The sequence below is a fragment of the Bradyrhizobium sp. LB13.1 genome, from assembly GCF_054056815.1.
In genome coordinates this window covers 1,888,457-1,914,404 of record NZ_JBSRYQ010000001.1, presented here as the reverse complement: position 1 = coordinate 1,914,404, position 25,948 = coordinate 1,888,457, and the positions used below count along the sequence as shown (strand labels likewise).

Genomic DNA, 25,948 nt, shown 5'->3' with positions numbered 1-25,948 from the left:
CATGACACACAGCAGCGGTCTCGCCCGATGAAAGAAGTGACTTTAGATGAAGCTCGAAAAGTTGGCCTCGATGGCATCATTAACAATCGGCTCATCCTGATTGCAGGTGCTGGACTTTCGATGGCTTCGCCGAGCAACCTTCCGAGTGCGGCCATCATCGCCGCCAATGCCAAAAAGGAATACGATGGCCGCTTTTTGGGGATCAAGCCGCCATTACCGCTGGGTATTGAAGATCAGGCAGAATTTTTCTTTCAGAACAACGAGCTGGGAATTTATCTCAAAGAGTATGTGGACCAGGATGTATTCGCTGGGCGCTTTAATGCAGGCCACCATGCGGTCGCGGACCTGCTGTTGTCACGGGGGCTCCAGGCGGTCGTAACCACGAATGTGGACATACTGATCGAAGCCGCCGGTCAAGATTTACTTGGCCAAATATTCACTGGGATCGACGGAGTTCAGGTAGCCGCTCCTGCTGTCGGCACGGCCCCGATGCTAAAGCTACACGGGTGTTGGCTCAAAGAGCGGGAGCACACTATCTGGGCGAAGGGGCAACTCACTGCCACTCCTGTGAAAGAACGGATTGAACGGAGCGAGATATGGCTAAGAAACGCTCTTCTCGACAAGGACCTACTGATCGTCGGCTACTCGACTGATTGGGATTATCTTAACGACGTTATCGCCCAAACGATGGGGGCAGCGTCTCCAGCTTCGGTGCTCATCGTAGACCCTTCAACTACGAGCGACTTCGAAAAGAAAGCCCCGGATCTCACCGCCCTTGCTGGTCGGGCCAACAAGGGGGCATTCCACCTAAGGCTATCAGGCTCAGACTTCCTTGATAAACTCCGACTCGATTTTTCGAAGGCTTTTGTCCGTCGCGCAATTGCCAAAGGCGTACAGACCTTCGAGTCTCTGAATGGATTCCCGCCAAGCGCAGCAAGCATGGCAGAGCCGGACATTGACAACGAGAGCTATTGGCGGGTGCGTAGAGATTTACTCGGCTGCACTCCAAACAAGCCGGCACGTCAGCCAGCACCTTATGATGAACCGGCGATCGGGCTCACCATCCTTCAAATCCGCGAAGCGGGCGGCACTTCAGAGGGGCCCTTCTGGAAGCTCAATGGCAACACAGTCCGAATTATCCGAGGATCAGGCTCGTTTATTCATACGCTGGAAGGTGAGTATCGTTGGGACATGCCTCCAATCTCGACCCCAGACATCGTCGTCGCCGTCGGCGCCGATGATGCTTATCTTCCATCGCACTTGACCAGACAAGCTGATGGATCAATCACGCGCGGCGCCGGCCCCCGCTGGATGACAAGAACAGCCTTCGAAGGAACGCTATGAGCGACATTTTGCAAGATTGCGCTACGGTGCTTTCCGAAGCTGCATTCTCGACTGCCTTGGCCGAACTGTCAGGCAGTGTCGACGATCGGAAGCTTTCGCTATTGTCTTTCGAAGACGCCACAGTAATCGGTTTCGTCGTCGCCTACGACAATTCAACACAGCTCATCGAAAGCTGGCAGCAAGACCGAGATCAAATTGTCCGAAGTTATCGCGATTCATTTCGCGACGCGCAACAAAAGGCATGGAATGCATATCTCGTGCTTATTAGCCGAGCAGCAGCCAGCTTTGGTGAAGCTCTTGTGCTAGGGCAGATTGAAGAGAACCTAGAAGCGATGCGAAAAATTACTAAGGCTGGCGTTTCCGGATTGACGGGAGCCCACGAAGCTCTTCTCCCTCTCCTTTCTTTTCGTGTCGCTCCATCGCTGGATCAGATCGACATGCGATCTGAAATTCGCCTTCGCACGTCCGAACTCAACGAAGACGTCGTTGCCGCTTTCTTGTCTAATGCCGACGAACTGGTCGTAATGCAGTTGCTGGAGGACCAGGAATGAGGATCGAGCGCATCATCGTTAGCGGCTTCCGCGGCTTCCGCAACAGAGTAGAGATCCCTGTCGGCGCCGGTTTCACAATTATCGACGGCCGAAATGGAGTAGGCAAGAGTACAATCTTCGATGCGATAGAGTTCGCGTTAACAGGTCGGATCAGCAAATATGGGGAACTGAAAGCCGCGGGTGAAAGCATAGAAGATTATATTTGGTGGAAAGGGGACGGCCCGCCACCCTTGGAGCGTCTTGTCGAAGTTACATTTAGCGACAGTCAAGGCTCGGTCTCACTGCGTCGAACTCCGATCGATGAGCCGGACGAGCGATCTCTTGCTAGAGTCGAAGCAGGAATGGTGAAGATTGGCATGGCTCCTTCGGAGCCACTTGCCCAACTCTGCGCAGCGTCAATCATTCGTGACGAAAACATTGCTAGCTTAAGTCTCGACTTATCGGAAACGCAGCGCTACGCGAAGCTCCGCCAAGCGATAGGAGCAAGCGACGCGGACCGCTGGGCAGATCGCGCAGAAAAATTAGTCAAAATCGCTAAGCGGCGGAGCGAGCTCGCAAAGGCGGAAGTAAGTTCAGCGAATATTGCCGTAACAGAGGCGAGCAGAAAGATCGATGATGCCCGCGCCACGCTCGCGACCGACGTAGCAATCTCTGATGCAAGTTTAACATTGTCGCAAATCCTGAACCTTTCTCCGACTGCGCCTGACCAGCTCGTTTCGCCTGGAAGGGAATTAGTGGCGGAACGCGAGCGCCAAATCCGAGACCTACAGGAGGCGCTCTCTCGATGGGAAATATATGAGGGGTACGCCGAAGCTCTCGACGAGGACGAGTTCACGTTGGTTCGTACAGAAGACCGGATCGCCGAATTGCAGGCAAATCGTGCTCAATTGCCAGGTGAAGATGGAGTTCAAGGACCAACCGAAGAGCTCGTACGCCAACTCCACGAACTAAGGCAAATCGGGGAACACATTGGGATTATCGATCATAAATGTCCCCTTTGCGCCGCAAATCACGATGCCATATCATTTCAGAGCGGACTATTAGCTGCGTCCGCTATTATCCAACGTATGGACGCAGATGCAACTACGCGCGCGGAGATTGCAGCAGAACGACGGGGAGCCATCGCGGCGGCGGATAAAGAGATTGCAGATGCCGAACGTTCGTTAATGCAACTCTCACAAAAGATGAGTGATCAGCGGAGCGCCTTAGATTCTCGGGATATCTTGCTTGGAAGAAGCGGCCTAGATAACCTAGCATCTCGGGAAACGGTTGAAGCGCTCTTGGCTAAGTACATAAGCCAGCTTGATCGAGCAAACCATGCCATTCGCATCCTGAGTACTCTTTCGGCGAACAGACAGTTGGATGCAGGTCTTACCGCACTCGATGATGCTCGGGTTCGGCTCACTAGGGCTCAAGACAAGGCAGGAAGAGCCAGAAAAGCGGAAGCTACAGCGAGTGCTTTGCATGATGCTGCACGCCGAGCCGGATTCGAAACGCTGGATCTTCGTCTTGGACGCGTTTTGCCGTTGATGTCAGAACTCTATGGCCGCCTTCGCCCACACCCCGTCCTGGCAGGACATAGAGTACATCATTAGAGGGGAACTTCGACGCTTCCTGTCCCTTCAAGTTGGGGAAGGCCTGAACCCTCAGTTTGTGTTTTCCAGCGGTCAGCGGCGCGCTACTGGCTTGGCATTCCTACTATCGATCAATCTATCGCTAGCGTGGAGCCGTTGGCGAACAGTTCTGCTCGACGATCCCGTCCAGCACATTGACGATTTCCGTACAGTCAACCTAGCAGAAGTGCTTGCGCAACTAGTTGCGAGCGGGCGTCAAATTTTCATCGCCGTCGAAGATCAGGCGCTCGCAGAACTGCTCGCGCGACGGATGCCAGTAGATACCCCGGGCGAAGCGATACGCCTCACGCTAGGCATTGATCAACACGGAAGCGCATCGATAGTTGAGCGTCGCAATCAGCCACCGATGTTGAAGAGGGTCTTAGCCGCCTAGCGCGGTATAGGCGCAGGTACGCTCCTGCCGGCCACCCGCTTAGCCCTTCGAACTAGGGATTACGGTGACAATGCATCCAATGACTCCGCCGTTATCGTGGGTTCAAAGGTGGGATGCGAGAGCGATCCGGTGGGCAACCTGCAAACCTGGAAGACGAAAATCTGCCTTCTAATTCCCTTTGGGCCCGGGCGGTCCGATCGGGCCTGCAGGTCCGGCCGGCCCTGGGGGACCCGCCGGTCCGGGGAGGCCGCAGTTCTGTATCACCACGTCCCTCGTATCCGGTCCGGACGTGATCTTTACGATACAAGTGGACGGAAACTCCGGTCCAATCCACCGAAACCCTCCGGTCGAAGTGCTCTCGACTTTTACGGTTTTGCTTGGACCGATCCTGATCTCCACGCTGGGCTCGCGGGGTCGTCTTACTCTTCCGACGATGACCAGCTCGCCCTGCGATATGGTGGCAGTTGTTATGAATATTTCCGCATGCGCGCTTTCAGTCCACGCAATCGCAAAGCCAGCTATAAAAGCTCCAACGGTGCCAAAAGGCTTTGCGAGCATCATAGGCCTCCGTGCTTCCCTCACCGCTTCGCATGCGTCGCGCACCGACGGTTAAGAGACCAGCTTGGTGCGAAGGCGCCCGTACTCGATATCGGTTATGGATCCCGATTGTTTGAGCTGATCGAGCTTGGAAAGCTCGTCGGCGACACTAAAGCCGACGACGTGCCGTAATTCCTCGCGCGCCCGCCGAGCCTGCTCGGCGCTGCGTTCCGCCATCCCCCTGCCTTGGGTGATGAGATAGGCAAAGATGCCCAGATAGGAGGTTAGAACCAGCGCGAGCACCCACAGTGCCTTGCCCCATCCGGAAATGTCGTGGCGCCTGAACAGGTCGCCATAGATGACGATGAGCAGCCAGAACCAGACGACAAATGCGAATACGGCAATCATATCCATCAGAAAATTTCGATATGTGAATCCTTCCTGAGCGAAGAACATTGCGATCCCCTATTGAGTTGCCGTTCTCGATCTTTGCCGCACGGCAGTCGCGCGACCCACTCCGCGCCGGCTCAACGGCAGTACCGATGCGACACACGGTGCGACCTTCCGCTGGTCGAGCGATGCCAGCAGCTGCCGTTCCTCCAATAATATCGATGCCAATGCTGATGTCGCCGGTGGGCGCCAGCGATGGCTCCGGCCGTAGCTCCTATGGCAGCACCGCGGCGACCACCGACAGCACCACCAATGACGGCACCTCGAAGCGCACTCTGAGCAAATGATTCGCTGGAAGGAACCATTCCTGCAAACGAGAGCAGGATGACGAACAGTGCAAGTTTTCGCATCGGGGGTTTTCCTTGATTGACCGCTTCTGCCATGCGGTAGCGCCGAATGGCTTAGCTCCGAGGGGTGATTAGCGTCGCCGCGAAGCGGCATAGCGCGGATTGATGCCGCAATATGCGTTCGTGCCAGAAGCGGCAGCCAGGCATTGCGAGCGGGTGGCGAACTGACAATTGCCCGGAAAGCCCCAATTGCGACCTCGCAGGCAGTATCGATCTGCCTCGGCAGCCCGGACCGGCTCCAAGAAAGCAAGAGATACAGCGGTGATGAGTAACGCCAGCATCGGAACGAAGCGATGCATCTCGACCTCCATGGATAGATGAAGATGAATATACCGGCGACGCGAGGGCAATCCAGCCAGTAAAACCCCTTGCCAGACGCTGGGGCGTTTATTGATGCTGCCCGGCGCGAAAAGTGCTCGGGGCGACGGCGGCCGGCGAATTGACGCGCCCGAACGATGCAAAGCGCATGATGGCGGCGCTAGCGAAGTTGAGCCTGTAAGGTTTCAATAGCAGTTCAGGCACGGCCTCGCCGGCGCAAATCAAAGAAAACGCGCGTGGACCCACGGCGCGTATCGGACCATATTGGCCAGGCATCACTTTGTTCGAGGAGCAAGGGAGCCACCACATGTACGCCAACATTCTCTTGAGCACGGATGGATCGGACGTCGCGAGAAAGGGCGTTGAGCATGGCATCACCCTGGCGAAGGCCTTGAACGCCAGGCTGACAATCATCACCGTGACGGAAGCGCTGCCGGTCGACTATGGCGGCGGGCACGACTCGGGATGGATTCCGAGCCGGGACGAGATCGATAGTTTTGACGCCGCCTGCAAGGCCCGTGCGGGCAAGGTGCTCGACGAAGCACGCGCGATGTCGGAGCAGATCGGCACGCCTGCAGAATTCTTGCATGTTCCGAATGCGCACCCGGCGACTGCGATCATTGAAACCGCAAAGTCCAGGGGCTGCGACCTGATCGTCATGGCCTCCCATGGGCGTCGCGGCCTCAGGAAGCTGTTTTTGGGCAGCCAGACATCCGAGGTCCTGGTGGACGGAAGCGTACCCGTGCTGGTGGTGCCGAAGCCGGCATCAGTGTAGGGCTTATCCGAGCCCGCTCAGCTGTCCGCTGAACGACCGCACAACACCGCCCTCTGGCGGCAGGAGAATTTCATGACGAGTGAAAAAGGCCCGAACATCAAGAAGAAGCAGAAATGCAAAAACTGCGAGGGCAAAGGCTTGCTCAAGAAGGGCGACAAGGTGGTGAAGTGCCAGCGCTGCAAGGGCACGGGGGTGCGGTGATGTTGAGTTGCTGGCCTCTGTACTGTCGAGGTGAGGTCGATTGACCAATAGCCTGGGCTCCCCGGCCGGGCTCTCTCGAAATGCTGCGGCTGGTCCTGCGCCGGGCGGGCGCCATCTGCACGGGAGATTTGAAGCTGGCGCTCGTGTGCCGAAACTCAATATCGTCGTCATATCCGGCAGCCTCACCGGTCCCCTGCCCGCCCATACGACGGTCCTGCACAAGCGGTTTTCTCCGGTCTCCTTTCTCCAGGCCGTGCGGAAACTGCGCCTCGCGACCGTGCTGAGTACGGGACAGCGTGTGTATCAGTGCGTCGAATGCGATCGTGTTGAAGTGGATTGACGCCGACCCTCGCGCAAGCTCCTCACCCTTCCACCCTATAGAGCCTCCACCTTTCCGGCACGCCCTTGAGCTGGTGCACGCCGTGATCCCTGGAAGCGGATCTCGGGCTGCGACACCAGTAGCTCCTTGACCGCGCTCGAGACCAGCACCTCGCCGGCGCGCGCTTTGGCGGCGACGCGGGTGCCGATGTGGAAGGCGAGGCCGACCGCCTCAGTGCCGCTCACCGAGTATTCGCCGGCATGCAGACCAACCCTGATCTCGAGGCCGAGCGTGCGCACGGCCTTCCGGATCGCGGTCGCGCAAGAGATGCCAGCGGCGGGCTGCTTGAAGGTCGCCAGCACGCCGTCACCCGTCGTCACGACTTCCTTGCCGCGCGAACTCTTCAGCTCCTTGCGGACCGCCGCGTAATAATGGCCCATCACCTTGGTCCAGCGGACATCGCCGAGCTTTGCCGCTTTTGCGGTGGAACCGACGATATCGACGATCAAGATTGTGGCGAGGGCTTGCTTGAGTTCGGTGTTGCCCCCCGCGGGTCGGCGCCGGAGCACGATCGCGCCAACCAGCGGCTCATAGCGATGGTTGCGGCGCCGCGCGATCGCGGCCTTTGCATAATCCTGGGCACGCTGCGCGCTGCCGCAGCGAATTGTTTTCTCCTGCGGCAGACGCGTCCAATAAACCTTTCGCCCGTCGCCTGCGCCCTGGACCTCGACGGCGCCCCATTTCAGGAAGATTGCCGTGCCCACGCGCCGGACACACCACGCCTTCGACGTGTATCCGGATATGTTCGACTGATGGAGTCCGATGCGAAGGAATTTTGGCATGAACGTGCGGCCGATCGATCAAACGCTTGGGCGGGCCTGGCACCAAGCGTAGTCACACAATCCTGCGTTGGCAACAGGACGCGCTCGACGCGTGAGGCGAGAGCAGCAAATCTTGCTTCCCGGGATTGGGGACACCTGCGTGGCCGCGGGCATCCCGCCTCAGCCGTGATAGGCAAACAGCTCGATCGGTTCACTGAAGCCGCGCACCCCGTGCTCGCCCAAGCGCTCCAGATCGAACTGGCGATCGACCAGATCGGCGAAGTCGCGTGACAACAGCACCGTCTTTCCCAATTGCTTGGTCAACGCTTCGAGGCGCGAGGCCATGTTGACGGCGGGCCCGATCACGGTGAAGTCGAGCCGGGTGCTCGATCCGATATTGCCGTACATGACGTCGCCGACATGGACGCCGATGCCGTAATTCAGCGGCGCGCGGCCGGTGCCGTTGTTGCGTTCGTTCAGGGCGACCATGGCCCGACGGGCTTCGGTCACGGCATGCAGCAGGTTTGCGCAGGCGTTGGGCTCGCTGAGCGGGAAGATGGCGAGCAGGCCGTCGCCGATGAATTTCAGGATCTCGCCGCCGTGCCGCGCGATCGGCTCCGACATCGCGTCGAAATAGTCGTTGAGCAGATCGATGACGTCGTCGCGCGGCCAGTTGTCGGAGATTTTCGTGAACTCGCGCAGGTCGCAGATCATGATCGCGGCGCGTACCGTCGTGCCGGTGCCGCGCCTGGTGGCGCCGGCCAGGATGAGCTCGCCAGCGTGGGAGCCGACATAGGTCTCGAGCAGCGTCCGCGCCAGGCGGTTCTTGATGCGGATTTCGCTGACCAGCGACAGCACCGGCAATATGTTCTTGAGTGCGGCGATATGCGCGGCGTCGAAGCCGCCGGACCGGTCGGTCGCGAAGGTGACGAGATGGCGCTTGCCGAGCGTGTGATAGAGCGGCCAGGCCACGTATTCGGTCAGGCCTTTCGCGCGCATCTCGTCGTAGAGGGCGTGCTTGCGGCCGAGCGAGGGGTCGCGTTCGAGATTCTCGCGCACCTCGGTTGCGCCGTCGAACATTTCGTTGGCGGGACTGCCGATGAATTCGGACCGCTCGCGAACGTCGTAGTCGACCCGCGCGATCTCCGCCTCGCGCATGCCGTCGGACCACATGAAGCGGGCCCCGAGCCATTGCGGGTGCTGGATCAGCACGTGAAGCGTCGACCGCGCCAGCGGAATGCCGGCCTGCTGGAGCCGGATGCACATCTCGGCAAAGATGTTGTCGATGAAGCGCTGGTCGCGCGTGCCGTTGGTCAGCCAGTCGACGACGCCGTCGGACAGCGTGGCGGAGTTTTTGTCTGGCGCGGTCATATCCTGCCCTTCAGCGGCGGTCTGCATCAGGCCAGATATCGTGCTCCGACGCTGCGGCGTCAACCTGGCCAGATGCACGGATTGTGCGCATCGCTCGGTGGGCAGGATCGCCGTTCAACCGACGATCCGGATAGACCCCAGCACGGCCAGCCCCGAAACGAGCACGAGCGTCGATGCCCCGGTCAGTTCGACCTTCAACGTGTTTTCGTGCGAAATCGCAAAACCCACGCCGTCGAGACGAATGCTGCAATCGCCGGACACCGCATGGACGAGATGCGTGCCGGCGGGCAGTTGCCGCTCACCGGGCTCCCGGAGTGCCAACAGCTCGATCTCCGCCGCACCGCGCCGCGCCATCAGATTGACGACCTCGACCGGGCCGGCCTCGAGCTCGGTGACGATCTCCATCTCGCCGGTGAAGCGCACGGTCGTGAACGGCTCGCGCTCGTCGAACTCCCGCTCCGGGGCTTTGAGCACCAGCCCGCGCCCGCCGATCACCATCTGCAAGCGGTCGATGCCGGACATATGGGAGAACGGCCCGGGCGCCACGATCGGCGTGGACGCGAAGCGCCACAGCAGGCTGTCCCAATCCTTCACCGGGCTGCCTGGGCGATGCGCATCCGCAATATCGGTAAAGATGCCGCCGCCGTTCTTCCAGGGCGAACGGGCGTAGTCTTCGGATTTCAGCAGCGTGGTTTTCATTTGTATGGGCGTCCGACGGGGATCACCCGCACATCATTAATCGTCTCACACCTTCGCGTCGAGCCTGCTGCTCAGCTCGTTGACGAGCGAATCCACGAACTGGTTCTGATAGGCCGAGATGCCGTTGAAATACACGGGGCCGCCGGCTTGCACCAGCATGCCGCCGCCGGAGATGGCGGCATCCTTGGCGCCGCCTGCTGACTTGGTGTCGAGCTGGCCCATAGCGTCGTTGAGCTGCGCGGAGGTCTTGTCGTCCACCTCACCATTGGCCTGAAGCGTGGCAAGCAGCGACTGATAGGCACTGCCGAGATCGGCTCCCGTACCGCTCTCGGCCGTGGCGGAGAAGGTGCCGTTGGTCTTGCCGGAATAGCTCTTGTAGGTCAGCGTCTCCGTGCTGGTGCCGTCGGCATTGGCTTTGCTGTCGAGCATCAGCTCGAACGCGCTGCCATAGGCGCCCGTCGTCAGCATGTTCGGATCGTTCGGATTCTTGTTCTTGCCCGCGCCTGATTTGTCGGAGCCTGCGGTCCAGTTCGGCGGGACGGTGTAGCTGACGCTGGTCACGTCGTCATTCCTGTGTTCATTGCGCGGAAACATTTAGCAATTTTTGTGCCAGCGAAGGATCAGTTGATTTGCCTCGACTTTCTTCTCCGGAGCTGGCGGGCAGACGTTGCCGCGTCGTGCAACGCTGCAAAAAATGCCCGGCAGTTTGATCCCACCGCGTGATTGCCCGAGGCTTGCGTCATTGCAGCGGGCTGCTCACTCGCCCTTGCCGCTCTTCAGCTTTGGCAGCGTCTCGACGATCTTCTGCTTGCCGTCGACGATCTCGGCGAGAAAACTGGCGCGGTCGATGTCGCCGTTCTGGTCCCAGCTTGCCTCCATCAGCATGCCAGGCGCCTTGTCCGGCGCCAGCGTCAGGCCCTTCATCGCGGCGGCAAACGCCTTGCTGTCGAACTTGCCGATTTTCTCGGTGACGTATTTGACGAGATAGACGGCGGTGTAGCCCTTGATGCCGTTATGGTCGGGCCGGTATTTGTAGCGCTCGCTGAACTTCCTGGTGAAATCCTCAATCGCCGGCACCGGTGCATCGGCGGAAAGGCCGACATGGCCGCGCACGCCGTTGGCGGCGGGACCGGCGAGCTCGACCACCTTCTGGCTGAGCAGCGTGGTCTCGCCGAACAGCGGCGTCGAAAGACCCTGCCGCTTCGCCTCGATCAGGAAGCGGGCGCTCTCCTCCTCGTTGGTGTAGACGAAGACGGCGTCGGCCTTGGCGCCCTTGAGCTTGATCACGTCGGAGCCGAAATCGACCTGGCCCTGCTCGGTGGAGATGTCGGCCGCGATCTCGATGTTGCGCGCCTTCATCTCCTTGGCGAAATTGTCGTGGCCGCCCTTGCCGAAATCATTGTTGACCCAGACCAGCGCAACTGTCTTCACCTTGAGCTTGTCGTGCAGATAGTTGGCGATCTTCGGCATCGAGAATTGCTGGCCGAAGGCGGTGCGGAACACCCAGGGGTTTCCTTGCGTGGTGATGTCGGCCGCCTCGGCGCCGACGATCTGCGGGATCTCGGCTTGTTGCGTCAGCGCCATGTTGACCTTGACCGAGCCGGAATAGATCGGCCCGAGCACGACATAGGGATCCCTGTCCAAAACCTTCTGCACCTGCGCACGCGAGACGCCGGGGTTGCTCTGGGTATCCAGATGCTCGGTCTGGATCTTTCGGCCCAGGATGCCGCCGGCAGTGTTGATCTCGTCAACGGCGAGTGCGACCCCGTCGCGCCAGTTGGTGCCTGACACCGCGCCGGGGCCGGAGAGCTCGATGACATCGGGGATGTAGACCGTGCTCTGCGCCTGCGCGCCATTTGCGCCTAGCGCTGCCGCGATCGCCACGACGGCCGTCTCTGCAAGGTGCCTCATGATGTCTCCTCCCCTTTGTTGTCTTGTTATGCTTGATCTGCCGCGCCGTCGAAGCCGAGCAGCCTTGCCGGCGTGCGCCAGAGCAGGCGGTGCTGGTCGTCCGGATCCGGAAACAGTTTTGTCAGCACCGCGAGCAGCGGCCCGTAGTCAAGCCGTTCGGCTGCGCGCAGGAACGGATAGTCCGAGCCCCAGACGCAGCGATCGAGCGTGAAGGCTTCGACCAGTGCGGCGATGAACGGCCAGGTGTCCTCATAAGGATGTGCCTGCTGCGAGAACTTGTAATAGCCGGACAGCTTGACATGCGCGTCGCGCTCGCGGCCGATCGCCAGCAGCGCCTGGAATGCTTTGCCCCTCACGCCCTGCGCGACCGAGGGACGACCGCAATGGTCGAACACCAGGCGCACATGTGATTTTTCGATCAGCGGCAGAAGGTCGAGCAGCTGGTCCTGCTCGACCTGGATCTGGAGGAACAGGCCGAGGCTGGTCAGCTTCTCCAGCAGCGGCCCGGTGTCGCGATAATAATCGGCGCCGTGGAACGGCACGTTGAAGGCGACGCCGATCACGCCGGCCGCCTTCAAACGTTCGAGCTCGCTGATACCGACGTCGTTCTCGACCACGGCGACACCCTTGAAGCGGCCGCCGCCCTGAATCAAGGTGTCGAGCAGGATGCGGCTGTCGCTGCCGTAACCGGTGTTGGTGGCGACGATCAGCGCATGCCTGACGTCGAAGGCGTCGAACACGCGGATGAGCTGTGACGCGGGCGCGATCTCCTGCCCGCTCGGACGGTATGGCGTGTCGTCCGAATAGGGAAAGCGAGCGGGATCGATGGCGTGGACGTGGCAATCGATCCTGGGGGACGCCGGCAGTGTCATGGCGCAGAACTCCCCATTGTGCGTGTCAGAACGTCGCTTCGATCGCCTTGATCAGCGCGGGCGTCACGTCGGGCAAGATTCCGAACCAGGCCTTGAAGGCGAGCCGGGCCTGGTTGAGCAGGAGGCCGAGCCCGTTCACGGTCACGCAGCCGCGCGCACGGGCGTCAGCCAGGAACGGCGTCTCCAGCGGCGTGTAGATGAGATCGACGGTGAGCGTTTCGGGCCTCAAGCGCGACAGATCGATCTCCAGCGCGCTCTTGCCGACCATGCCACGATCGGTGCAGTTGACGAGGAGGGCGACATCGCCGAGCGCCGCGCCGCGATCGTCCCAGGCAACCGTGCGGATGGCGGAACCGAAGTCGTTTGCAAGGGCCTGCGCCTTCTCCGCCGTGCGGTTGGCGATGCGTATCTCGCGCGCGTCGTTTTCGAGCAGCGCCACGACCACAGCACGCGATGCGCCGCCGGCGCCCAACAAAAGGATCGGCCCGGCGTCGCCACGCCAGTCGGGCCTGGCATCGCGCAGGCTCTGGACAAAACCGTTGCCGTCATTGTTGAAGCCGGAGAGCGTGCCGTCTTCTTCGACGACGATGGTGTTGACGGCACCGATGCGCTTCGCGGTCTCGTTGACGCGGTCGAGCAGCGGCCTCGCCGTCTGCTTGTGCGGCATGGTGACGTTGCATCCGCGGAAGCCGAGTGCGACAAGTCCGCGGAGCGCATCCTCCAGCAGCTCCGGCCCCACCGCGAGCGGGACATAGGCGCCGCGGATGCCGTAGGCCTTCAGCCAGTAATTGTGAATGACGGGCGAGCGCGAATGCGCGACCGGCATGCCGATCACGCCCGCCAAACCAAACCCATCCGCCTGCGGCATGCTGCGCTTCCACCCAAACCGCGCCCTTCGGCGCGCGACCATTTTATTTGGTCAATTGTACAAATCATTAGAGGGAATGGCTATCGCGCGCAATCTGAATCTCGAGATGGCGGTACGGATGGAAACTGACGTCGGCCAACTGAGGGGCCGCCTCCTATTGCCCTTGTCCGGCGGAATTTAGGTCAGAAATGCACCCCTTTTTGGTGCCTTGCACGAAGTTCGGAGTACCGTAATAATCCATACATTGGGTTATCCGTTCGCGCTTCGGCTAAGCAATTGCGTAACGCGCTCCTTTCAGTGGGAGAATTGCAATGCCCGTGTTGGACTTGCCGCACTGGTTGATGATTGCAGGCTCCGCGTTGGTATTGGGCGGGCTCATTGGCTTAGGGGTTAACCGCAACAAGCAAGTTGAGAGCGATCCCATTCTGCTCCCGGGCGACTTAACGGCATGGAGAGCCGAGGGATCAGAGACCTCGGGCATTGCGGCCGCCCGGGATTCGCACAGGTGAGCACTGACGACTTGCGCCCGTGGCCAATTCCGCGGAGCAAACTCTGGAGAGTCATATGGCCCTGCACTTTGCTCGCATCGATACTCCGGTGAATGAGCTTGAAATCTGGATGGCATGCAGCGGCGGATTTTCGTTTGTGATCAGTAACGAAAACCGCACCGGTCCTGGCCTTCACGGAAAGCCGGGCCTGGTCGCCTCATGGCGACCCGTCCAGGTGAACAAGTCCGCAATCAAACTTGGCGGCTCCCCCTTCAATACCTTCGCTGAAGCCGAGAAGGCGTGCGAGGCTCTCCTGAAAGCACTTGAGCAGATGAACGCATTGCAAACCCGGACGATTGCGGCCCCGCCGCAATGAGGAGAGGCCTCTGCTTCGGCGGGTGCGTCCAATTCCGCGGTGCAGGATTGCGCTTGCGTCTTACATTCCGCTCAAACCACTATCCACCGCGAGCGTTTGCGCGGTGACGTAGACGCTCTCGTCCGACAGGAAGAACAGCACGGCGTAGGCGATTTCCCAGGCTGTCGCCTGGCGGCCGAAGGGGACGTGGCCCTTGCCGCGACTGGGTCGGCCGGCGCCGGCCTCGCGGCCGTTCGGCGTGTCGACGAGGCCGGGATAGACAAGATTGGCGCGGATGCCGCGGCGCGATCCGAGATGGGCGATGTTGCGCATCAAGCCGCCGAGCGCGGCTTTCGATGAATCATACACCGCCATCTGCGAGCCGGCCTTCAGTGCGGCGATCGAGGAGATGAACACGACGGCACCGCCATCGTCGAACTTCGGCATCGCGGCGCGGCAGCACAGCATCGGGCCGCGCACGTTGACGTCGTAGATCCTGTTCCACTCCTCGGGGCTGACGGCATCGAGGCCGACCTTGCCGAAGGTGCCGATATTGAGCACCATGCCGTCGAGGCCGCCCATGGCGCGATGCGCCTCGTCGATCATGCGCACGACGTCGGCTTCGGACGTGACGTCGGCCGCGATCGCAAAAGCTTCGCGGCCTTCGTCCGTGATGCGCTTCACCGTCTGCTCGGCCGAGGTGTGGTTGAGGTCGGCGACCGCAACCTTCGCGCCTTCGCGGGCGCAAAGAATGCTCATGGCGCGGCCATTGCCGATCGGATCGGTGGCGGCGTCGAACACGCGTTGTCCACCGCCGACGATCAGGATGCGGCGCCCTTTGAGACGTCCCCTGCCCGGCGCTTCGCCCAATGACTCGGCGCTTGGCGGGCGGACGTAACGGTCCGGCTTGCTATCGGTATCCGTCATCTCAGGCGCCCGGCTTCTTGCCGCCGTCGTAGACTTTCATGCCGGCGGCAGGATCGAGATCGGTCTCGGTCGCCTCGGTGAGACGCGCCATCATCATGTAGAAGCCAAGTGCGACGATGGATTCGACGATCTCCTGGTCGCTGAGGTGTTTTCGCGCCGCAGCGAAGATGGCTTCGGGAACGCGGACGTTCTCGACCACCTCGCGGCCGAGCTTCAGCAGCGCGCGCTCGGCATCGCTTAAGCCGGCGGCATCGTAGTCGGCGCGTTCGACCGCATCGATCTGTGCTTGCGTGCAGCCGACGCCAAGCGCGATCGGCACGTGCTGGCGCCATTCATAAGCGCCGCCTTCGAGCTGCGCGGCCTGCAGGATCAGGAGCTCGCGGTTGACAGCGCTGAGCTTCTGCTTGTGCAAGATCGAATTGCCGAGCCGCATCGCCGGGATCATGTTGGCCTCGGCGTGGGCCATCATGCGGAAAATATTCAGCTTGACCGGCATGCGGTCGAACGAAGCGCGGATGTCGCCGCTGGTCGTCTCCGGATCAATCAGGGGCAGCCTTGCCACGATTCTCTCCCTTGGCTTTTCGTTTCTTGTTGTCGTTTGTCCCGCCATCCGCCGCGATCAGCGACAGGAAGAAGACGAGATAGCGGTCGATCGCCTCGATCACCTTCGGCCGCGGCGACGGTGCCGCGCCCATCACGTAATGTTCGAGACGGATGTAGATGAGCCCGGCCGCGAACAGCCGCGCGGTCTCACGCGGATCCGGCGTCGAGACCAGGCCGGCGAGCGCAAAGCCGCGAAAATAATCCGTCATCATGCTCTGCTCGCGCGCGTAAAAATGATCGGCGAATTTGGCGCGGATGCCGGGCACGCGGTTGCGCTCGGCGGTGATGACCTTCTGGAACTGGTGCTCGCGCGGATCGGACCATTGCTCGACGAGGTCCAATGCAAACTGCCGGCAAAACGCGGCGGGCTGACGCGCGAGCTGCTTGTAGCGCGGCTCCTCCAGCCTGCTCGCCGAGCTGGCGGGACCGTGCTCGCTGACGATCGCCTCCAGGATCGCGGCCTTGCCGGCGAAATGGTTGTAGAGACTGCTCTCGCGGATGCCGACGCGACGCGCGAGCTCGCGCATCGAGGCGCCGCCATATCCGCTGTGCGCAAACAGATCGAGCGCTTCGGCGAGGATGCGCTCGCGGGTGGTGGGCGCAGCCGCTTCTGCCGCGCTGGTGGTGTGGACAGCCATGATCGCTTGACTAACGAACGATCGTTCGCTAGTCAACCGTACGAACGATCGTTCGTTTCAACTCCGCGCCTTGAGAAGCGGAGAGCAAATTTGGGGAGACGACGTCATGGCGCGCTTCGCCCGCCTTCGCGCGGCCTGCATCCTGTTGCCGATGCTCGCAACAAGCACCGCTCAGGCCCAAAGCAAATACGATCCCGGCGCCGACGACAAGACCATCAAGATCGGCACCACCGCGCCGCTGAGCGGCCCAGTGTCGGCCTTCGCGCAGATCGCGAAATCGGCGGAGGCGTATTTCCGCAAGGTGAACGACGACGGTGGCGTCAACGGACGCCGCATCCAGATGATCATCGCGGATGATGCCTACAGCCCGCCGAAGACGGTGGAGCAGACGCGGCGGCTGGTCGAGAGCGAGGAAGTGCTGCTGATCTTCGGCGGCGTCGGCACACCGACCAACAGCGCCGTGCACAGATATCTCAACGACCGCAAGGTGCCGCAGCTTTTCCTAGGCTCGGGCGCGGCGAAGTGGGACGATCCGAAGAACTTCCCGTGGACCGTCGGCTGGCAGCCGACCTATCGCGACGAGGCGATCGCCTACGCCAAGTATATCAAGGCCAGCCATTCCAGCGCGAAGATCGGCGTGCTCTATCAGAACGACGATCTCGGCAAGGATTATCTGAGGGCGCTGGAGGAAGGGCTCGGCAGTGGCGAGGCGATCGTGGCGCGCGCGGCCTACGAGACCTCCGCGCCGACGGTGGACACCCAGATCCTGCAACTGAAGACCGCCGGCGCAGCCGTGGTGCTGGTGGCGGCAACGCCGAAGTTTGCCGCGCAGGCGATCCGCAAGATCGGCGAAATCGGCTGGAAGCCTGTCACCATCATCTCCAACGTCTCGGCCTCGATCAGCGGCGTGCTGGCGCCGGCGGGCAAGGACAATTCCGCCGGCGTCATCTCCAGCCAATATCTGAAGGACGCGACCGACCCGGCGTCAAAGGACGATGCGGGCTACAAGGAATGGCTCGCCTTCATGGACAAATACCTGCCCGAGGCCAACAAGAGCGATTGGCTCAACGTCTATGGCTACACCATCGCGCAGACGCTGGTCACCGTGCTGAAAAGTGCCGGCAACGACCTCACCCGCGCCAATGTGATGAAACAGGCAACGACCATGAAGGACGTGCGCCTGCCGATGCTGATCAACGGCACCGCGGTCAACAATTCGCCCGAGCATTACACGCCGATGACGAGTCTCCAGCTGATCCGTTTCGACGGCACGCGCTGGGTGCCGTTCGGCGATCTCCTGAAGAACTGAGCAAATGCGGCAGGTCAGGATCGGCAGCATGCGGGTCGATCTCGTCAGCGAGATCCCCGCGCTCGCGTTCGACAAGACCTGGCTGTTCGCCAACGTCACCGACGAGGTGATCGCGGCGAACCGGAGCTGGCTCGATCGTCGCTATATCGAGCCGGAGACCGGCCGCTTCATCCTCAGCCACCATTCGTATCTCGTGCGCACGCCGCGCTGGACCGCCATCGTCGACACCTGCTGCGGCAATCACAAGCAGCGGCCGCGCGTCCTGGCGTGGAACAACCTCAACCAGCCCTATCTCGAAAACATGCAGGCGCTCGGCGTCAAGCCCGAACAAGTCGACTTCGTGATGTGCACGCATTTGCATGTCGACCACGTCGGCTGGAACACGCGCCTCCTCGACGGCCGCTGGGTGCCGACCTTCCCCAACGCGCGCTATCTGATGGGCCGAGACGAGTACCGGCATTTCGAAGCCGCGCACAATGCCGCGCCGAACAACCCGGTGAACCACGGCTCGTTCGAGGATTCGGTGCTGCCGGTGGTCGCGGCGGGCCTTGCCGAGTTCGTCGAGACCGATCATCGCCTGTTTAGCGATCACGATGCCGCCTTGCGCTTCGCGCCGGCGCCGGGCCACACCGCCGGCAACATGCAGATCCATCTCAATGGCGGCCACGATCACGCAGTGATGTCGGGCGATGTCATCCATCATCCGATCCAGTGTGCTGCGCCGTGGCTGTCGAACGCCGCCGATGTCGATCCGGCCGCTGCGATCGCAACGCGGCTCGCGTTGCTCGAAGAGCTCGCGGATACGCCGAGCTATCTGCTCACCGGCCATTTTCCGGCGCCGACCGCCGGGCGCGTGATCCGGCATGGCGAGGCATTCCGGTTTCGGTTCGAGGATTAGGGGAAACACCATGAAGCTGCGCACGATCACGCTCTCATTGCTCGCATTGCTCTCGGCGGCGCTGCCTGCGCGCGCCGAGGATCCAGCCGCCTATCCCACGCAAAAGATCAGGATGCTGCTGCCTTATGCGGCCGGTGGCGGCGGCGACGTGATCGGGCGGCTGCTCGGCGATAAGATGGGCAAGACGCTTGGACAGAGCGTCTATATCGAGAACCACACCGGAGCTGCCGGCACGCTCGGCACGCAGATGGTCGCGGCGTCGGCGAATGACGGCTACACCATCACTGTCGGCGGCATGACCACGCACGTGCTGGCGCCGGCGATCTATCCAAAACTGCCCTACGATTCGATCAAGGATTTCACGACGATCGGGCGCATCGGGACGTCCTCGATCATGCTGGTGGCGACCAAGGACTTTGCCGCCAACGACATCAAGGGCCTGATCGCGCTCGCCAAGAAGGGCGAGCCAATCCAGTACGGAAGCTGGGGCGTGGGCTCGACCGGACAATTCTGCGCGGAAATCCTGATGCAGCAGACCGGAATCAAGATGGATCACGTGCCGTTCAACGGCATCGATAAACTGGCCGGCGATTTGCTCGGCGGCCACATTTCGCTGGCGACGCTCGACATGGCGACCGCGACGCCGCTAGTGAAGGACGGCTCGATCAAGGCGCTGGCTGCCTGCGGCGAGCGCTCGCCAAGCCTGCCGGATGTCGCAAGCTACAAGGAGCAGGGCGTGCCGTTCGACCGCAGCCTGTCCTGGGCGATGTATGCCCCCGCGGGCCTTGCTCCGCCGATCGCACAAAAATTGTCCGCGGCGTTGAAGGACGCACTCGGCGATGCCGAGGTGAAGCAGAAGCTTCTCGGCCTCGGTATCACGCCGCAATTCGTGCCCGGCGACGAGCAGCGCGACATCAACGCCCGCGATATCGCGGCCTGGAAGCAGGTTGCCAAGGATGCGGGCATCGAGGTCAAGTGAGCAAGGAACGTAGCGGAAAGCTTGCGTGCGGCCATCCTTCGAGACGCCCGCCTGCGGCGGGCCCTCAGGATGAGGTCCCGTTTCGCGGCAAGGTATCAGACCCTCATGGTGAGGAGCCCGCAAAGCGGGCGTCTCGAACCATGCAGGCCGAACTCGCCCGACAGCGTCCCGCTGTCATGTGCGATAGTGCTGACGTGATTGGACTGACAAGGGGAGCGCTGGCATGAGCCGCATCTTCGGCGCCGTGCGCCAGAACGGATATGTGGTGCGGGACATCCACGCCGCGATGAAGCACTGGATCGAGGTGATGGGCGTCGGTCCCTGGTACTACATGGACCGCGTCAAGACCGACTGGTTCCGGCATCGCGGCGAAAATTCCGCCGTCGAGATGAGCATTGCGCTGGCCAATTCCGGCGATCTCCAGATCGAATTGATCCAGCAGCGCAACGACGCGCCCTCGCTGTACAGGGAGTTTCTCGATTCCGGCCATGAAGGCCTCCAGCACATGTCCTACTGGAGTCACGACTACCAGGCGCTCTACGACAGAGCGCTCGGGCTCGGCTACAGGATCGGCCATGAGGGCCAGATCGGCGGCGACAAGGGGCGCTTTGCCTATTTCGACACCCAGGCCCACCCGGGCACCGTGATCGAGATCTCCGACATCAGCGGCACCAAGGGGCCGTTCTTCGAGCGTGTCAGGCAGGCGGCGATGAACTGGGACGGCACGCGGCCGATCCGCGAGGTCGGCGGGACGAAATCGTAGGGCAGGTCACCGACCGGGTCCACCTCGCTGCTGGCGCGGTAGACGGCAATCCATGGTAACATGAGCCTCGTGTCCGAACCTTCAGCGAGGCAAGCATGTCCAACACTGACAAGGTTTTCGCCGGCTCGATCCCAAAACTCTACGACGAATATCTGGTACCGATGATCTTCGCCGTCTACGCGGAGGACATCGCAAGACGTGTCGCGGCCCGCTCTCCCTCCGTGCTGCTCGAGATCGCGGCAGGCACGGGCGCAGTGACGCGCGCCGTGGCGGCGGCGTTGCCGCGCGGCGTCCGTTATGTCGCGACCGACCTCAACGAGCCGATGCTCGCGGTCGCGGCGCAACGTCAGGCAGATGACGATCGCATCTCATGGCGCCAGGCGGACGGGTCGGCCCTGCCCTTCGACGACGCCGCCTTCGACGTGGTCTGCTGCCAGTTCGGCGCCATGTTCTTTCCGGACCGCATCAAGGCTTACGGCGAAGTGAAGCGCGTCCTGAAGGGCGATGGCACGTTCGTGTTCAACGTCTGGGACCGCATCGAGGACAATGTGCTGACGCATGAGGCAACAGTCGCGCTCGAAAAGCTGTTTCCCGATGACCCGCCCCGTTTCATGGCCCGGACGCCGCACGGCTATTACGACAAGGCCGTGATCAGAACCGACCTCGAACGCGCAGGCTTCCATGACATAGCCATCGAAACGCGATCCGAGATAAGCCGCGCGCCGTCGCCCGAGTACGTCGCAATCGCTCTCTGCCAGGGCACGCCGCTGCGCAGCGAAATCGAGGCAAGGGATGCCAGCAAGCTTCAGGCTGCAACCGCCATCGTCGCCGAGGCGATCCGGACACGCCATGGGTCCGGAGCGGTCGAGGGCAAGATCCAGGCTATCGTGATCGAAGCGCGCCGGTAGCGGCGGGCTTCGGTCTGGCGCGCCTTTACCAAAAACTCCGCTGCATCGGCTGTGCGGGCTGATAATACTGATATTGCCCGCCGCGCTGGCGGCGCGGATTGACCGGTTGCGGGGCCGGCTGCTGGAAAAAGAAACCAAAACCGTTGCCGCCATTGTCCCAGCCGTCGTCGCTTGCCATTTCCATCGGCGGCGCCGCAGTCGGCATTGCGCGTGATGAAGCCGCCCTGCGGATGGTCGCTCAGCACGGCAACGAACTCGGTTCGGTAGTTGGTCTCGGCGCTCAGCGGCTCGTCCGAGATGACGATCGACGAGCGCGGCAATGCCGTCGGCGCGATGCGATCCCACACCTCCTGCGGGATGGTGATGCGGTCGAGCGCGTCCTTGGCGTCGTCGCCGCTTTCGATCGTGACCACGCTCCAGCGCAGGCCCGTGTCGTTCTTCGCCATCGCCGTGAAAATATGCGTGCCGAGCGGCAGGTCCGGATTGCGGATGGTGACGGGAACCTCGATGCTGGTGTCGAACACCTCGCCGCCGCCATCCGGCGCCGGCTTGTGCGTGTTCCGCCGCACGTAGAGTTTCTGCGTCGCACGGCTGATGTAGACCGAGACCGGCTCGAGCGCGAGTTTTGCGTCGGTCGCAGCCTTCACGGCATCCGCCTTCTTCGTCGCCGCGACCTTCGCGGCTTCCTTGGTGGCGGCGACGGCGTCGCGCTTCGGCTGCGCGGCGGCCTTGGCAGCATCAAGCGCCGACGTGGCGTCAGCAGCCTTGGTGGCAACCTTCTGCTTCAGCTCCTCGGCCTGCGCCCGCGCCTGATCGGTCTTGGCAGTCGCGAGCTTCTTGTCGGCGAAGGCGAGTTCGGCGTCGGCGCGGGTCTTCTGCTGTTCCAGCTTGCGCAGCGATGCCGGGAGCGAGACGGCGTCTTTCGCGGCGGCCGAGGCGGCCTTCTTGGCATCATCGGCGGCGCGGGTGGCCTCCTCGGCCTCGCCGGAGAGCTTGTCGATCCGGCCGGGCGCGGCCGTGATGGCCTCCCGCTTCGGTACGAACAGCGAGGGGTGGGAGAAATCGACCGGGGCGGCGTCGTTCGGCGAGATGATCACCCGCATCCCGATGTTCGTCTTTTCGAACAGGCCTTCCGCGAAGCCAAAGGGCATGCGCACGCAGCCGTGCGAAGCGGCATAGCCGGGCAGCGGCCCGCCATGCAGCGCGATGCCATTCCAGGTGATGCGCTGCATGTTCGGCATCCAGGCATCGTCATACATCGTTGAATGGTGGTCCTTGTCCTTCTCGACGATGGCGAACACGCCGGCAGGCGTCTCGCGACCCGTGGTGCCCGTGGACACCGGCGCGCGAAAAATCCACCCGTCGGCGTCGTAGAAGGTGACCTGCTGGCTCTTGATCGACACGATTGCCATGATCGGCTCGCCGGCCGCGCGCTGCGCCACCGCTTCGGCCGGCTGACGCGCCTGCTTGGCCGCGATCGCCGGGGACGCCGCCGCCAATGCGACAATCGCCGCCAAGATCGCAATTCCGGGAGGCCCCCAACGCCGCATCGTCATGGCGGATTGCGTCGTTGTCAGTCGGTTTTTCATGCCATCCTCGGTCGAAATGCCAGTCCGTTGTGCCGTCACGTGTCAGATTGCGATCTTTACATTAAGAAATCGCAGCCGCCTTACGTTCCGTCTGTGGCGAGATTCGGCACGTTCCGGCGACAAAATCTCTCATATAGGACGGCTCGCGCAGGCGGAAGGGCGGCGTGCAGCCGTGGCTGGCCCGAAGCTGGCGGTCTAACTCGGCGGCAGAATGTCCGGGGTTCGGTGACGCAGCTGCCGCCAAGGCCTGGCGTCGGGCGCCGAGGCCCCCGACGGACGCATGCTAAACGCCCAGCGCCTTGCGGTTGAAGGTTCGCAGGAAACGCAGCGACAGCGTCCGGACATTTGCGACATTCAGCAACCAGGCGCCAGCCGCATAAGCGAGCCCGCCGGCGAGGCTCACGACGACGAGCGGGACGAAGCCGGAGCCATCGACCTGCGATCGTGCAACGAGAATAGCAACCGCCATCGCCGCAGCGGAGGCGGCAACACCGGCGAGGCGGTGGAGATCGAACGGGAGCGGGTGGGCGCGATGCATCAGGACGACGGCAACAAGGAGGCCGATCGCCTCGGTCGCGAGCGTCGCCAGTGCCGCGCCGTAGAGGCCGTAGCCGGCCACCAGCGCGAACATCAACGCCACGCTGACGACCAGCGTGAAGAACGACTGCGCCGCCAGCATGAACGGCCGTTCGGCGAGCTGGAAGCTGATCTGCACGTAGAATTGATTGGCGACACCGAAAAAGCGCGCGAGCACCAGGGTCGGCAGCAGCGCCGACACGCCGGCGCGGAAGTCGACGCCGACGAGCGTGCCGGCGACCTGATCGGCTGCAAGCGCGAGCCAGACGGCGACGGGCGCGACCACGACGAGCAGCAGCTCGAGGCTCTCGCTCAGCCGCTCCCGCGTCGTGTCGTTGTTTTTCTCCGACAATGACCGGAACACCAGGGGCACGGTCGCCGCGCCGACGCTGGAGGCAATCATGACCATAAACTGGCGCGGCAGATCGGCGGCGACGCCAAAGATGCCGGCGGCGTCCTTGCCGAGCAAATAAGCGACAATGAGCCGGTCGCAGGCCGAATAGACCGCAACGGACAATCCGGCCAGCGTCAACGGCAGACCGTAGCGCGCAAGCAGCATGAACTGGCTGCGCTGGAACCGCGCGATCCTGCTGCGGTCGCCGACGAGGTTGAGGATGATCCCGGTGAGCGAACCCAGGCCGAATGCAGCGAGCAGCCCCAATCCACCCCAGCCGAGCCAGACGCCGAGCAGGCCAAAGCCGACGCTCGACACGCTGCGCACGATCGAGATCGCCGCAAACCTGTAGGGACGCAATTTGGCGCGCTCGAACTCCTGGCCGACATCGACGGCATTGGCCATGATCGCGACGAACATGCTGGCAAGCAGCAGCCCGACGCTGAGATCGCTGCGGAACAGGAAGACCAGCGGCGTCGTGGCGCAGAGGACGGCCACGGTGAGCCCGAAAGCAACCATCGCCGTGCCGCGGAAATCGATCTCGGCCGACATCGCCTGATAGCGCGACACCGAGAGCTTGATCCAGGCAAAGAAGATCGCGCCCAGAATGCCGGCCAGGCTGATGCCGACGATATAGACGCCGTACTCCGCCGGCGTCAGCAACCGTGTGTAGGCCGTAACGGCGAAGAAGCCCACGGCCGCAGGCAGGATGTAGGCGACCAGATAAATCGAGAAATGACGATTCAGCATGCGAGCACGGGACCGGCAACGATGTTGATAATGTGACGGCCGCTAATCAATCGGACCTTGGCGGGGCGAACGAACTGCGCCGCAGCATCTCTCAAGAGTGTCACATAAGTCTGGAGATCGGGCGGCAAATGAGGCTTTGAGGCCGCTTTCGCGCGGTAGCGTTAAATTTGCCCTTCCCGGAACGGGAGCGCGCGATCTCAAGAGGAACCATGCTTCGTAGATGGCAAAGTTAACCCAACGAGGGAAAACCCCGGCGTTGCAAGGCACCGCTTGGTACGATGGCGCGTGGGCTCGATAAGGAATGCCGTGACCAGGATCGACAGACGCGAATTTCTCCTCGGCAGCGCCGCAGCACTCGCCACGGGCACATCGGCGTCCGCAGCACCGGCGTCGAAACTCGCCGAGCGTCGTCCGGGATTTGGCGCCGCGGCCACGCTCTGGGACCTGCAAGCCGATCCGAGGCTTGGAGAAGCCATCAGCACCTATTGCACGCAGGTGGTTCCGGTGCTCGAGCTGAAATGGCCGATGCTGCGCCCGGACGCGCACACATTCGCGTTCGAGCGCGCCGACGCGATCCTGGACTTCGCCCGGCAGAACGATCTGACGATGCGCGGCCACGCGCTCGCCTGGTATTACGACATTCCGGACTGGACCAAGCAGATCAAGGATTCCAAAGGCGTCGAGCGCGCCTATGTCGATCACATCGGCACCGTCGTCTCCTATTATAAAGACAAGCTGACGTCGTGGGACGTCGTCAACGAGCCGATCCCGGACAATCCCCGCAGTCCAAAAGATCGGCGCGACACGTTCTGGACCCAGCACCTGGGCAACGGCTGGATTCCGCTGGCGTTCCGCACGGCGGCCGCTGCAGATCCTTTCGTCAAGCTCGCGATCAACGAATACGACATCGAGTCCGCGAAGGATTCGTTCATTGCGAAGCGCGCGGCGTACCGCAATCTCATCATGGACCTGCTCGACCAAGGCGTGCCGTTGCACGCCGTGGGGCTGCAATCGCATCTGCACGCCGAGCTCGATATCGACACCCATGGGCTCGCAGAATTCGTCACCGAGCTGCGCTCCTGGGGCCTTGAGGTGCTCGTCACCGAACTCGATGTCGACGACCAGAAGCTGACGGGAACGCCGGCAGAGCGCGACGCCGTCGTCGCCAAGCGCGTCAATGACCTCCTGACCGCGATCTCGACCAGCGGTCCGGTACGCTCGATCCTGACCTGGGGACTCTCGGATCGCTATAGCTGGATCAACGGCACCTTCGCCCGTGCCGACAAGCAGCCGAACCGTCCCCTGCCGCTCGACGGCGAGTTCAAGCCGAAGCCATTCATGGACGTGATCAGCAAATTTACGAGAGACGCTTAAGCGCGC

The 25,948-nt window shown here is 62.0% G+C and carries 25 protein-coding genes and 2 pseudogenes; 13 read left to right on the top strand and 14 right to left on the bottom strand.

The window, feature by feature from the left end; translation table 11 throughout:
• Positions 1–27 precede the first annotated feature (27 nt).
• From ACVWYI_RS09000 to ACVWYI_RS08990, 3 genes are read left to right on the top strand one after another with little or no spacing between them, the layout of a single operon-like run.
• On the top strand, positions 28–1,344 hold the full coding sequence (locus tag ACVWYI_RS09000; protein WP_456661727.1) for an SIR2 family protein: 1,317 nt from the start codon (positions 28–30) through the stop codon (positions 1,342–1,344).
• Positions 1,341–1,895, top strand: coding sequence for a hypothetical protein (locus tag ACVWYI_RS08995; RefSeq protein ID WP_456661726.1), 555 nt, complete (start codon positions 1,341–1,343; stop codon positions 1,893–1,895). The genes ACVWYI_RS09000 and ACVWYI_RS08995 overlap by 4 nt, the downstream gene beginning before the upstream one ends.
• Positions 1,892–3,490 (top strand): AAA family ATPase, encoded by a 1,599-nt coding sequence (locus ACVWYI_RS08990; protein WP_456661725.1) that lies wholly within the window; start codon positions 1,892–1,894, stop codon positions 3,488–3,490. Before ACVWYI_RS08995 ends, ACVWYI_RS08990 begins: the two co-directional genes overlap by 4 nt.
• Before the next feature lie 1,021 nt (positions 3,491–4,511).
• Here the strand turns inward: ACVWYI_RS08990 and ACVWYI_RS08985 are convergent.
• Positions 4,512–4,853 carry a PLDc N-terminal domain-containing protein gene (locus ACVWYI_RS08985; RefSeq protein WP_456661724.1) on the bottom strand — a complete coding sequence of 114 codons (342 nt, stop codon included), beginning with the start codon at positions 4,851–4,853 and terminating at the stop codon, positions 4,512–4,514.
• Between the two features lie 197 nt (positions 4,854–5,050).
• Between ACVWYI_RS08985 and ACVWYI_RS08980 the strand changes: the two genes are divergently transcribed.
• On the top strand, positions 5,051–5,176 hold the full coding sequence (locus ACVWYI_RS08980; protein ID WP_256467604.1) for a hypothetical protein: 126 nt from the start codon (positions 5,051–5,053) through the stop codon (positions 5,174–5,176).
• Between the two features lie 131 nt (positions 5,177–5,307).
• On the opposite strand, the gene ACVWYI_RS08975 is transcribed toward ACVWYI_RS08980, so the two are convergent.
• Entirely contained in the window at positions 5,308–5,547 is a 240-nt protein-coding gene (locus ACVWYI_RS08975; RefSeq protein ID WP_456661723.1) for a DUF3551 domain-containing protein, read from the bottom strand.
• Between the two features lie 314 nt (positions 5,548–5,861).
• Between ACVWYI_RS08975 and ACVWYI_RS08970 the strand changes: the two genes are divergently transcribed.
• The gene (locus tag ACVWYI_RS08970) at positions 5,862–6,329 is read left to right on the top strand and encodes a universal stress protein (protein WP_456664497.1); all 468 of its coding nucleotides are present in this window, start codon (positions 5,862–5,864) and stop codon (positions 6,327–6,329) included.
• Between the two features lie 72 nt (positions 6,330–6,401).
• Positions 6,402–6,530 carry a hypothetical protein gene (locus tag ACVWYI_RS08965; protein ID WP_007600646.1) on the top strand — a complete coding sequence of 43 codons (129 nt, stop codon included), beginning with the start codon at positions 6,402–6,404 and terminating at the stop codon, positions 6,528–6,530.
• Between the two features lie 362 nt (positions 6,531–6,892).
• Here the strand turns inward: ACVWYI_RS08965 and ACVWYI_RS08960 are convergent.
• The 7 genes and pseudogenes from ACVWYI_RS08960 to ACVWYI_RS08930 all read right to left on the bottom strand — a co-directional run bounded on the left by ACVWYI_RS08960 (position 6,893) and on the right by ACVWYI_RS08930 (position 13,391).
• Positions 6,893–7,691: pseudogene (locus tag ACVWYI_RS08960) on the bottom strand (adenylate/guanylate cyclase domain-containing protein).
• Between the two features lie 159 nt (positions 7,692–7,850).
• A complete protein-coding gene (locus ACVWYI_RS08955; protein ID WP_456661722.1) occupies positions 7,851–9,041 on the bottom strand; it encodes an adenylate/guanylate cyclase domain-containing protein in 1,191 nt (396 codons plus the stop codon).
• A 114-nt stretch (positions 9,042–9,155) separates the two neighbouring features.
• Positions 9,156–9,740, bottom strand: a complete 585-nt coding sequence (locus ACVWYI_RS08950) for a HutD/Ves family protein (RefSeq protein WP_456661721.1) — start codon at positions 9,738–9,740, stop codon at positions 9,156–9,158.
• Positions 9,741–9,785: 45 nt separating this feature from the next.
• Positions 9,786–10,301 (bottom strand): hypothetical protein, encoded by a 516-nt coding sequence (locus tag ACVWYI_RS08945; protein WP_456661720.1) that lies wholly within the window; start codon positions 10,299–10,301, stop codon positions 9,786–9,788.
• Between the two features lie 195 nt (positions 10,302–10,496).
• Positions 10,497–11,651 (bottom strand): ABC transporter substrate-binding protein, encoded by a 1,155-nt coding sequence (locus ACVWYI_RS08940; protein WP_456661719.1) that lies wholly within the window; start codon positions 11,649–11,651, stop codon positions 10,497–10,499.
• 26 nt (positions 11,652–11,677) lie between these two features.
• Positions 11,678–12,523 carry an amidohydrolase family protein gene (locus ACVWYI_RS08935; RefSeq protein WP_456661718.1) on the bottom strand — a complete coding sequence of 282 codons (846 nt, stop codon included), beginning with the start codon at positions 12,521–12,523 and terminating at the stop codon, positions 11,678–11,680.
• Positions 12,524–12,548: 25 nt separating this feature from the next.
• The gene (locus tag ACVWYI_RS08930) at positions 12,549–13,391 is read right to left on the bottom strand and encodes a shikimate dehydrogenase (protein ID WP_456661717.1); all 843 of its coding nucleotides are present in this window, start codon (positions 13,389–13,391) and stop codon (positions 12,549–12,551) included.
• Positions 13,392–13,955: 564 nt separating this feature from the next.
• Here ACVWYI_RS08930 and ACVWYI_RS08925 point away from each other — a divergent pair.
• Positions 13,956–14,255, top strand: a complete 300-nt coding sequence (locus ACVWYI_RS08925; RefSeq protein WP_354047485.1) for a hypothetical protein — start codon at positions 13,956–13,958, stop codon at positions 14,253–14,255.
• 60 nt (positions 14,256–14,315) lie between these two features.
• On the opposite strand, the gene ACVWYI_RS08920 is transcribed toward ACVWYI_RS08925, so the two are convergent.
• From ACVWYI_RS08920 to ACVWYI_RS08910, 3 genes are read right to left on the bottom strand one after another with little or no spacing between them, the layout of a single operon-like run.
• A complete protein-coding gene (locus ACVWYI_RS08920) occupies positions 14,316–15,161 on the bottom strand; it encodes an SDR family NAD(P)-dependent oxidoreductase (RefSeq protein ID WP_456661716.1) in 846 nt (281 codons plus the stop codon).
• Position 15,162: 1 nt separating this feature from the next.
• On the bottom strand, positions 15,163–15,723 hold the full coding sequence (locus tag ACVWYI_RS08915; RefSeq protein ID WP_456661715.1) for a carboxymuconolactone decarboxylase family protein: 561 nt from the start codon (positions 15,721–15,723) through the stop codon (positions 15,163–15,165).
• Entirely contained in the window at positions 15,701–16,402 is a 702-nt protein-coding gene (locus ACVWYI_RS08910) for a TetR/AcrR family transcriptional regulator (RefSeq protein ID WP_456661714.1), read from the bottom strand. Before ACVWYI_RS08910 ends, ACVWYI_RS08915 begins: the two co-directional genes overlap by 23 nt.
• A gap of 106 nt (positions 16,403–16,508) precedes the next feature.
• Between ACVWYI_RS08910 and ACVWYI_RS08905 the strand changes: the two genes are divergently transcribed.
• From ACVWYI_RS08905 to ACVWYI_RS08885, 5 genes are all read left to right on the top strand, one after another.
• Complete coding sequence (locus ACVWYI_RS08905) at positions 16,509–17,711, top strand: ABC transporter substrate-binding protein (protein WP_456661713.1); 1,203 nt, start codon at positions 16,509–16,511, stop codon at positions 17,709–17,711.
• 4 nt (positions 17,712–17,715) lie between these two features.
• Complete coding sequence (locus ACVWYI_RS08900) at positions 17,716–18,609, top strand: MBL fold metallo-hydrolase (RefSeq protein ID WP_456661712.1); 894 nt, start codon at positions 17,716–17,718, stop codon at positions 18,607–18,609.
• Positions 18,610–18,619: 10 nt separating this feature from the next.
• Complete coding sequence (locus ACVWYI_RS08895; RefSeq protein WP_456661711.1) at positions 18,620–19,588, top strand: Bug family tripartite tricarboxylate transporter substrate binding protein; 969 nt, start codon at positions 18,620–18,622, stop codon at positions 19,586–19,588.
• 223 nt (positions 19,589–19,811) lie between these two features.
• Positions 19,812–20,351: a VOC family protein gene (locus ACVWYI_RS08890; RefSeq protein WP_456661710.1), complete on the top strand. Its 540-nt coding sequence runs from the start codon at positions 19,812–19,814 to the stop codon at positions 20,349–20,351.
• A gap of 95 nt (positions 20,352–20,446) precedes the next feature.
• A complete protein-coding gene (locus tag ACVWYI_RS08885) occupies positions 20,447–21,259 on the top strand; it encodes a class I SAM-dependent methyltransferase (protein WP_456661709.1) in 813 nt (270 codons plus the stop codon).
• 25 nt (positions 21,260–21,284) lie between these two features.
• On the opposite strand, the pseudogene ACVWYI_RS08880 reads toward ACVWYI_RS08885, so the two are convergent.
• Positions 21,285–22,848: pseudogene (locus tag ACVWYI_RS08880) on the bottom strand (L,D-transpeptidase family protein).
• Between the two features lie 283 nt (positions 22,849–23,131).
• Entirely contained in the window at positions 23,132–24,568 is a 1,437-nt protein-coding gene (locus ACVWYI_RS08875) for a lipopolysaccharide biosynthesis protein (RefSeq protein ID WP_456661708.1), read from the bottom strand.
• Between the two features lie 306 nt (positions 24,569–24,874).
• Between ACVWYI_RS08875 and ACVWYI_RS08870 the strand changes: the two genes are divergently transcribed.
• Complete coding sequence (locus ACVWYI_RS08870; protein WP_456661707.1) at positions 24,875–25,942, top strand: endo-1,4-beta-xylanase; 1,068 nt, start codon at positions 24,875–24,877, stop codon at positions 25,940–25,942.
• Positions 25,943–25,948: the final 6 nt, after the last annotated feature.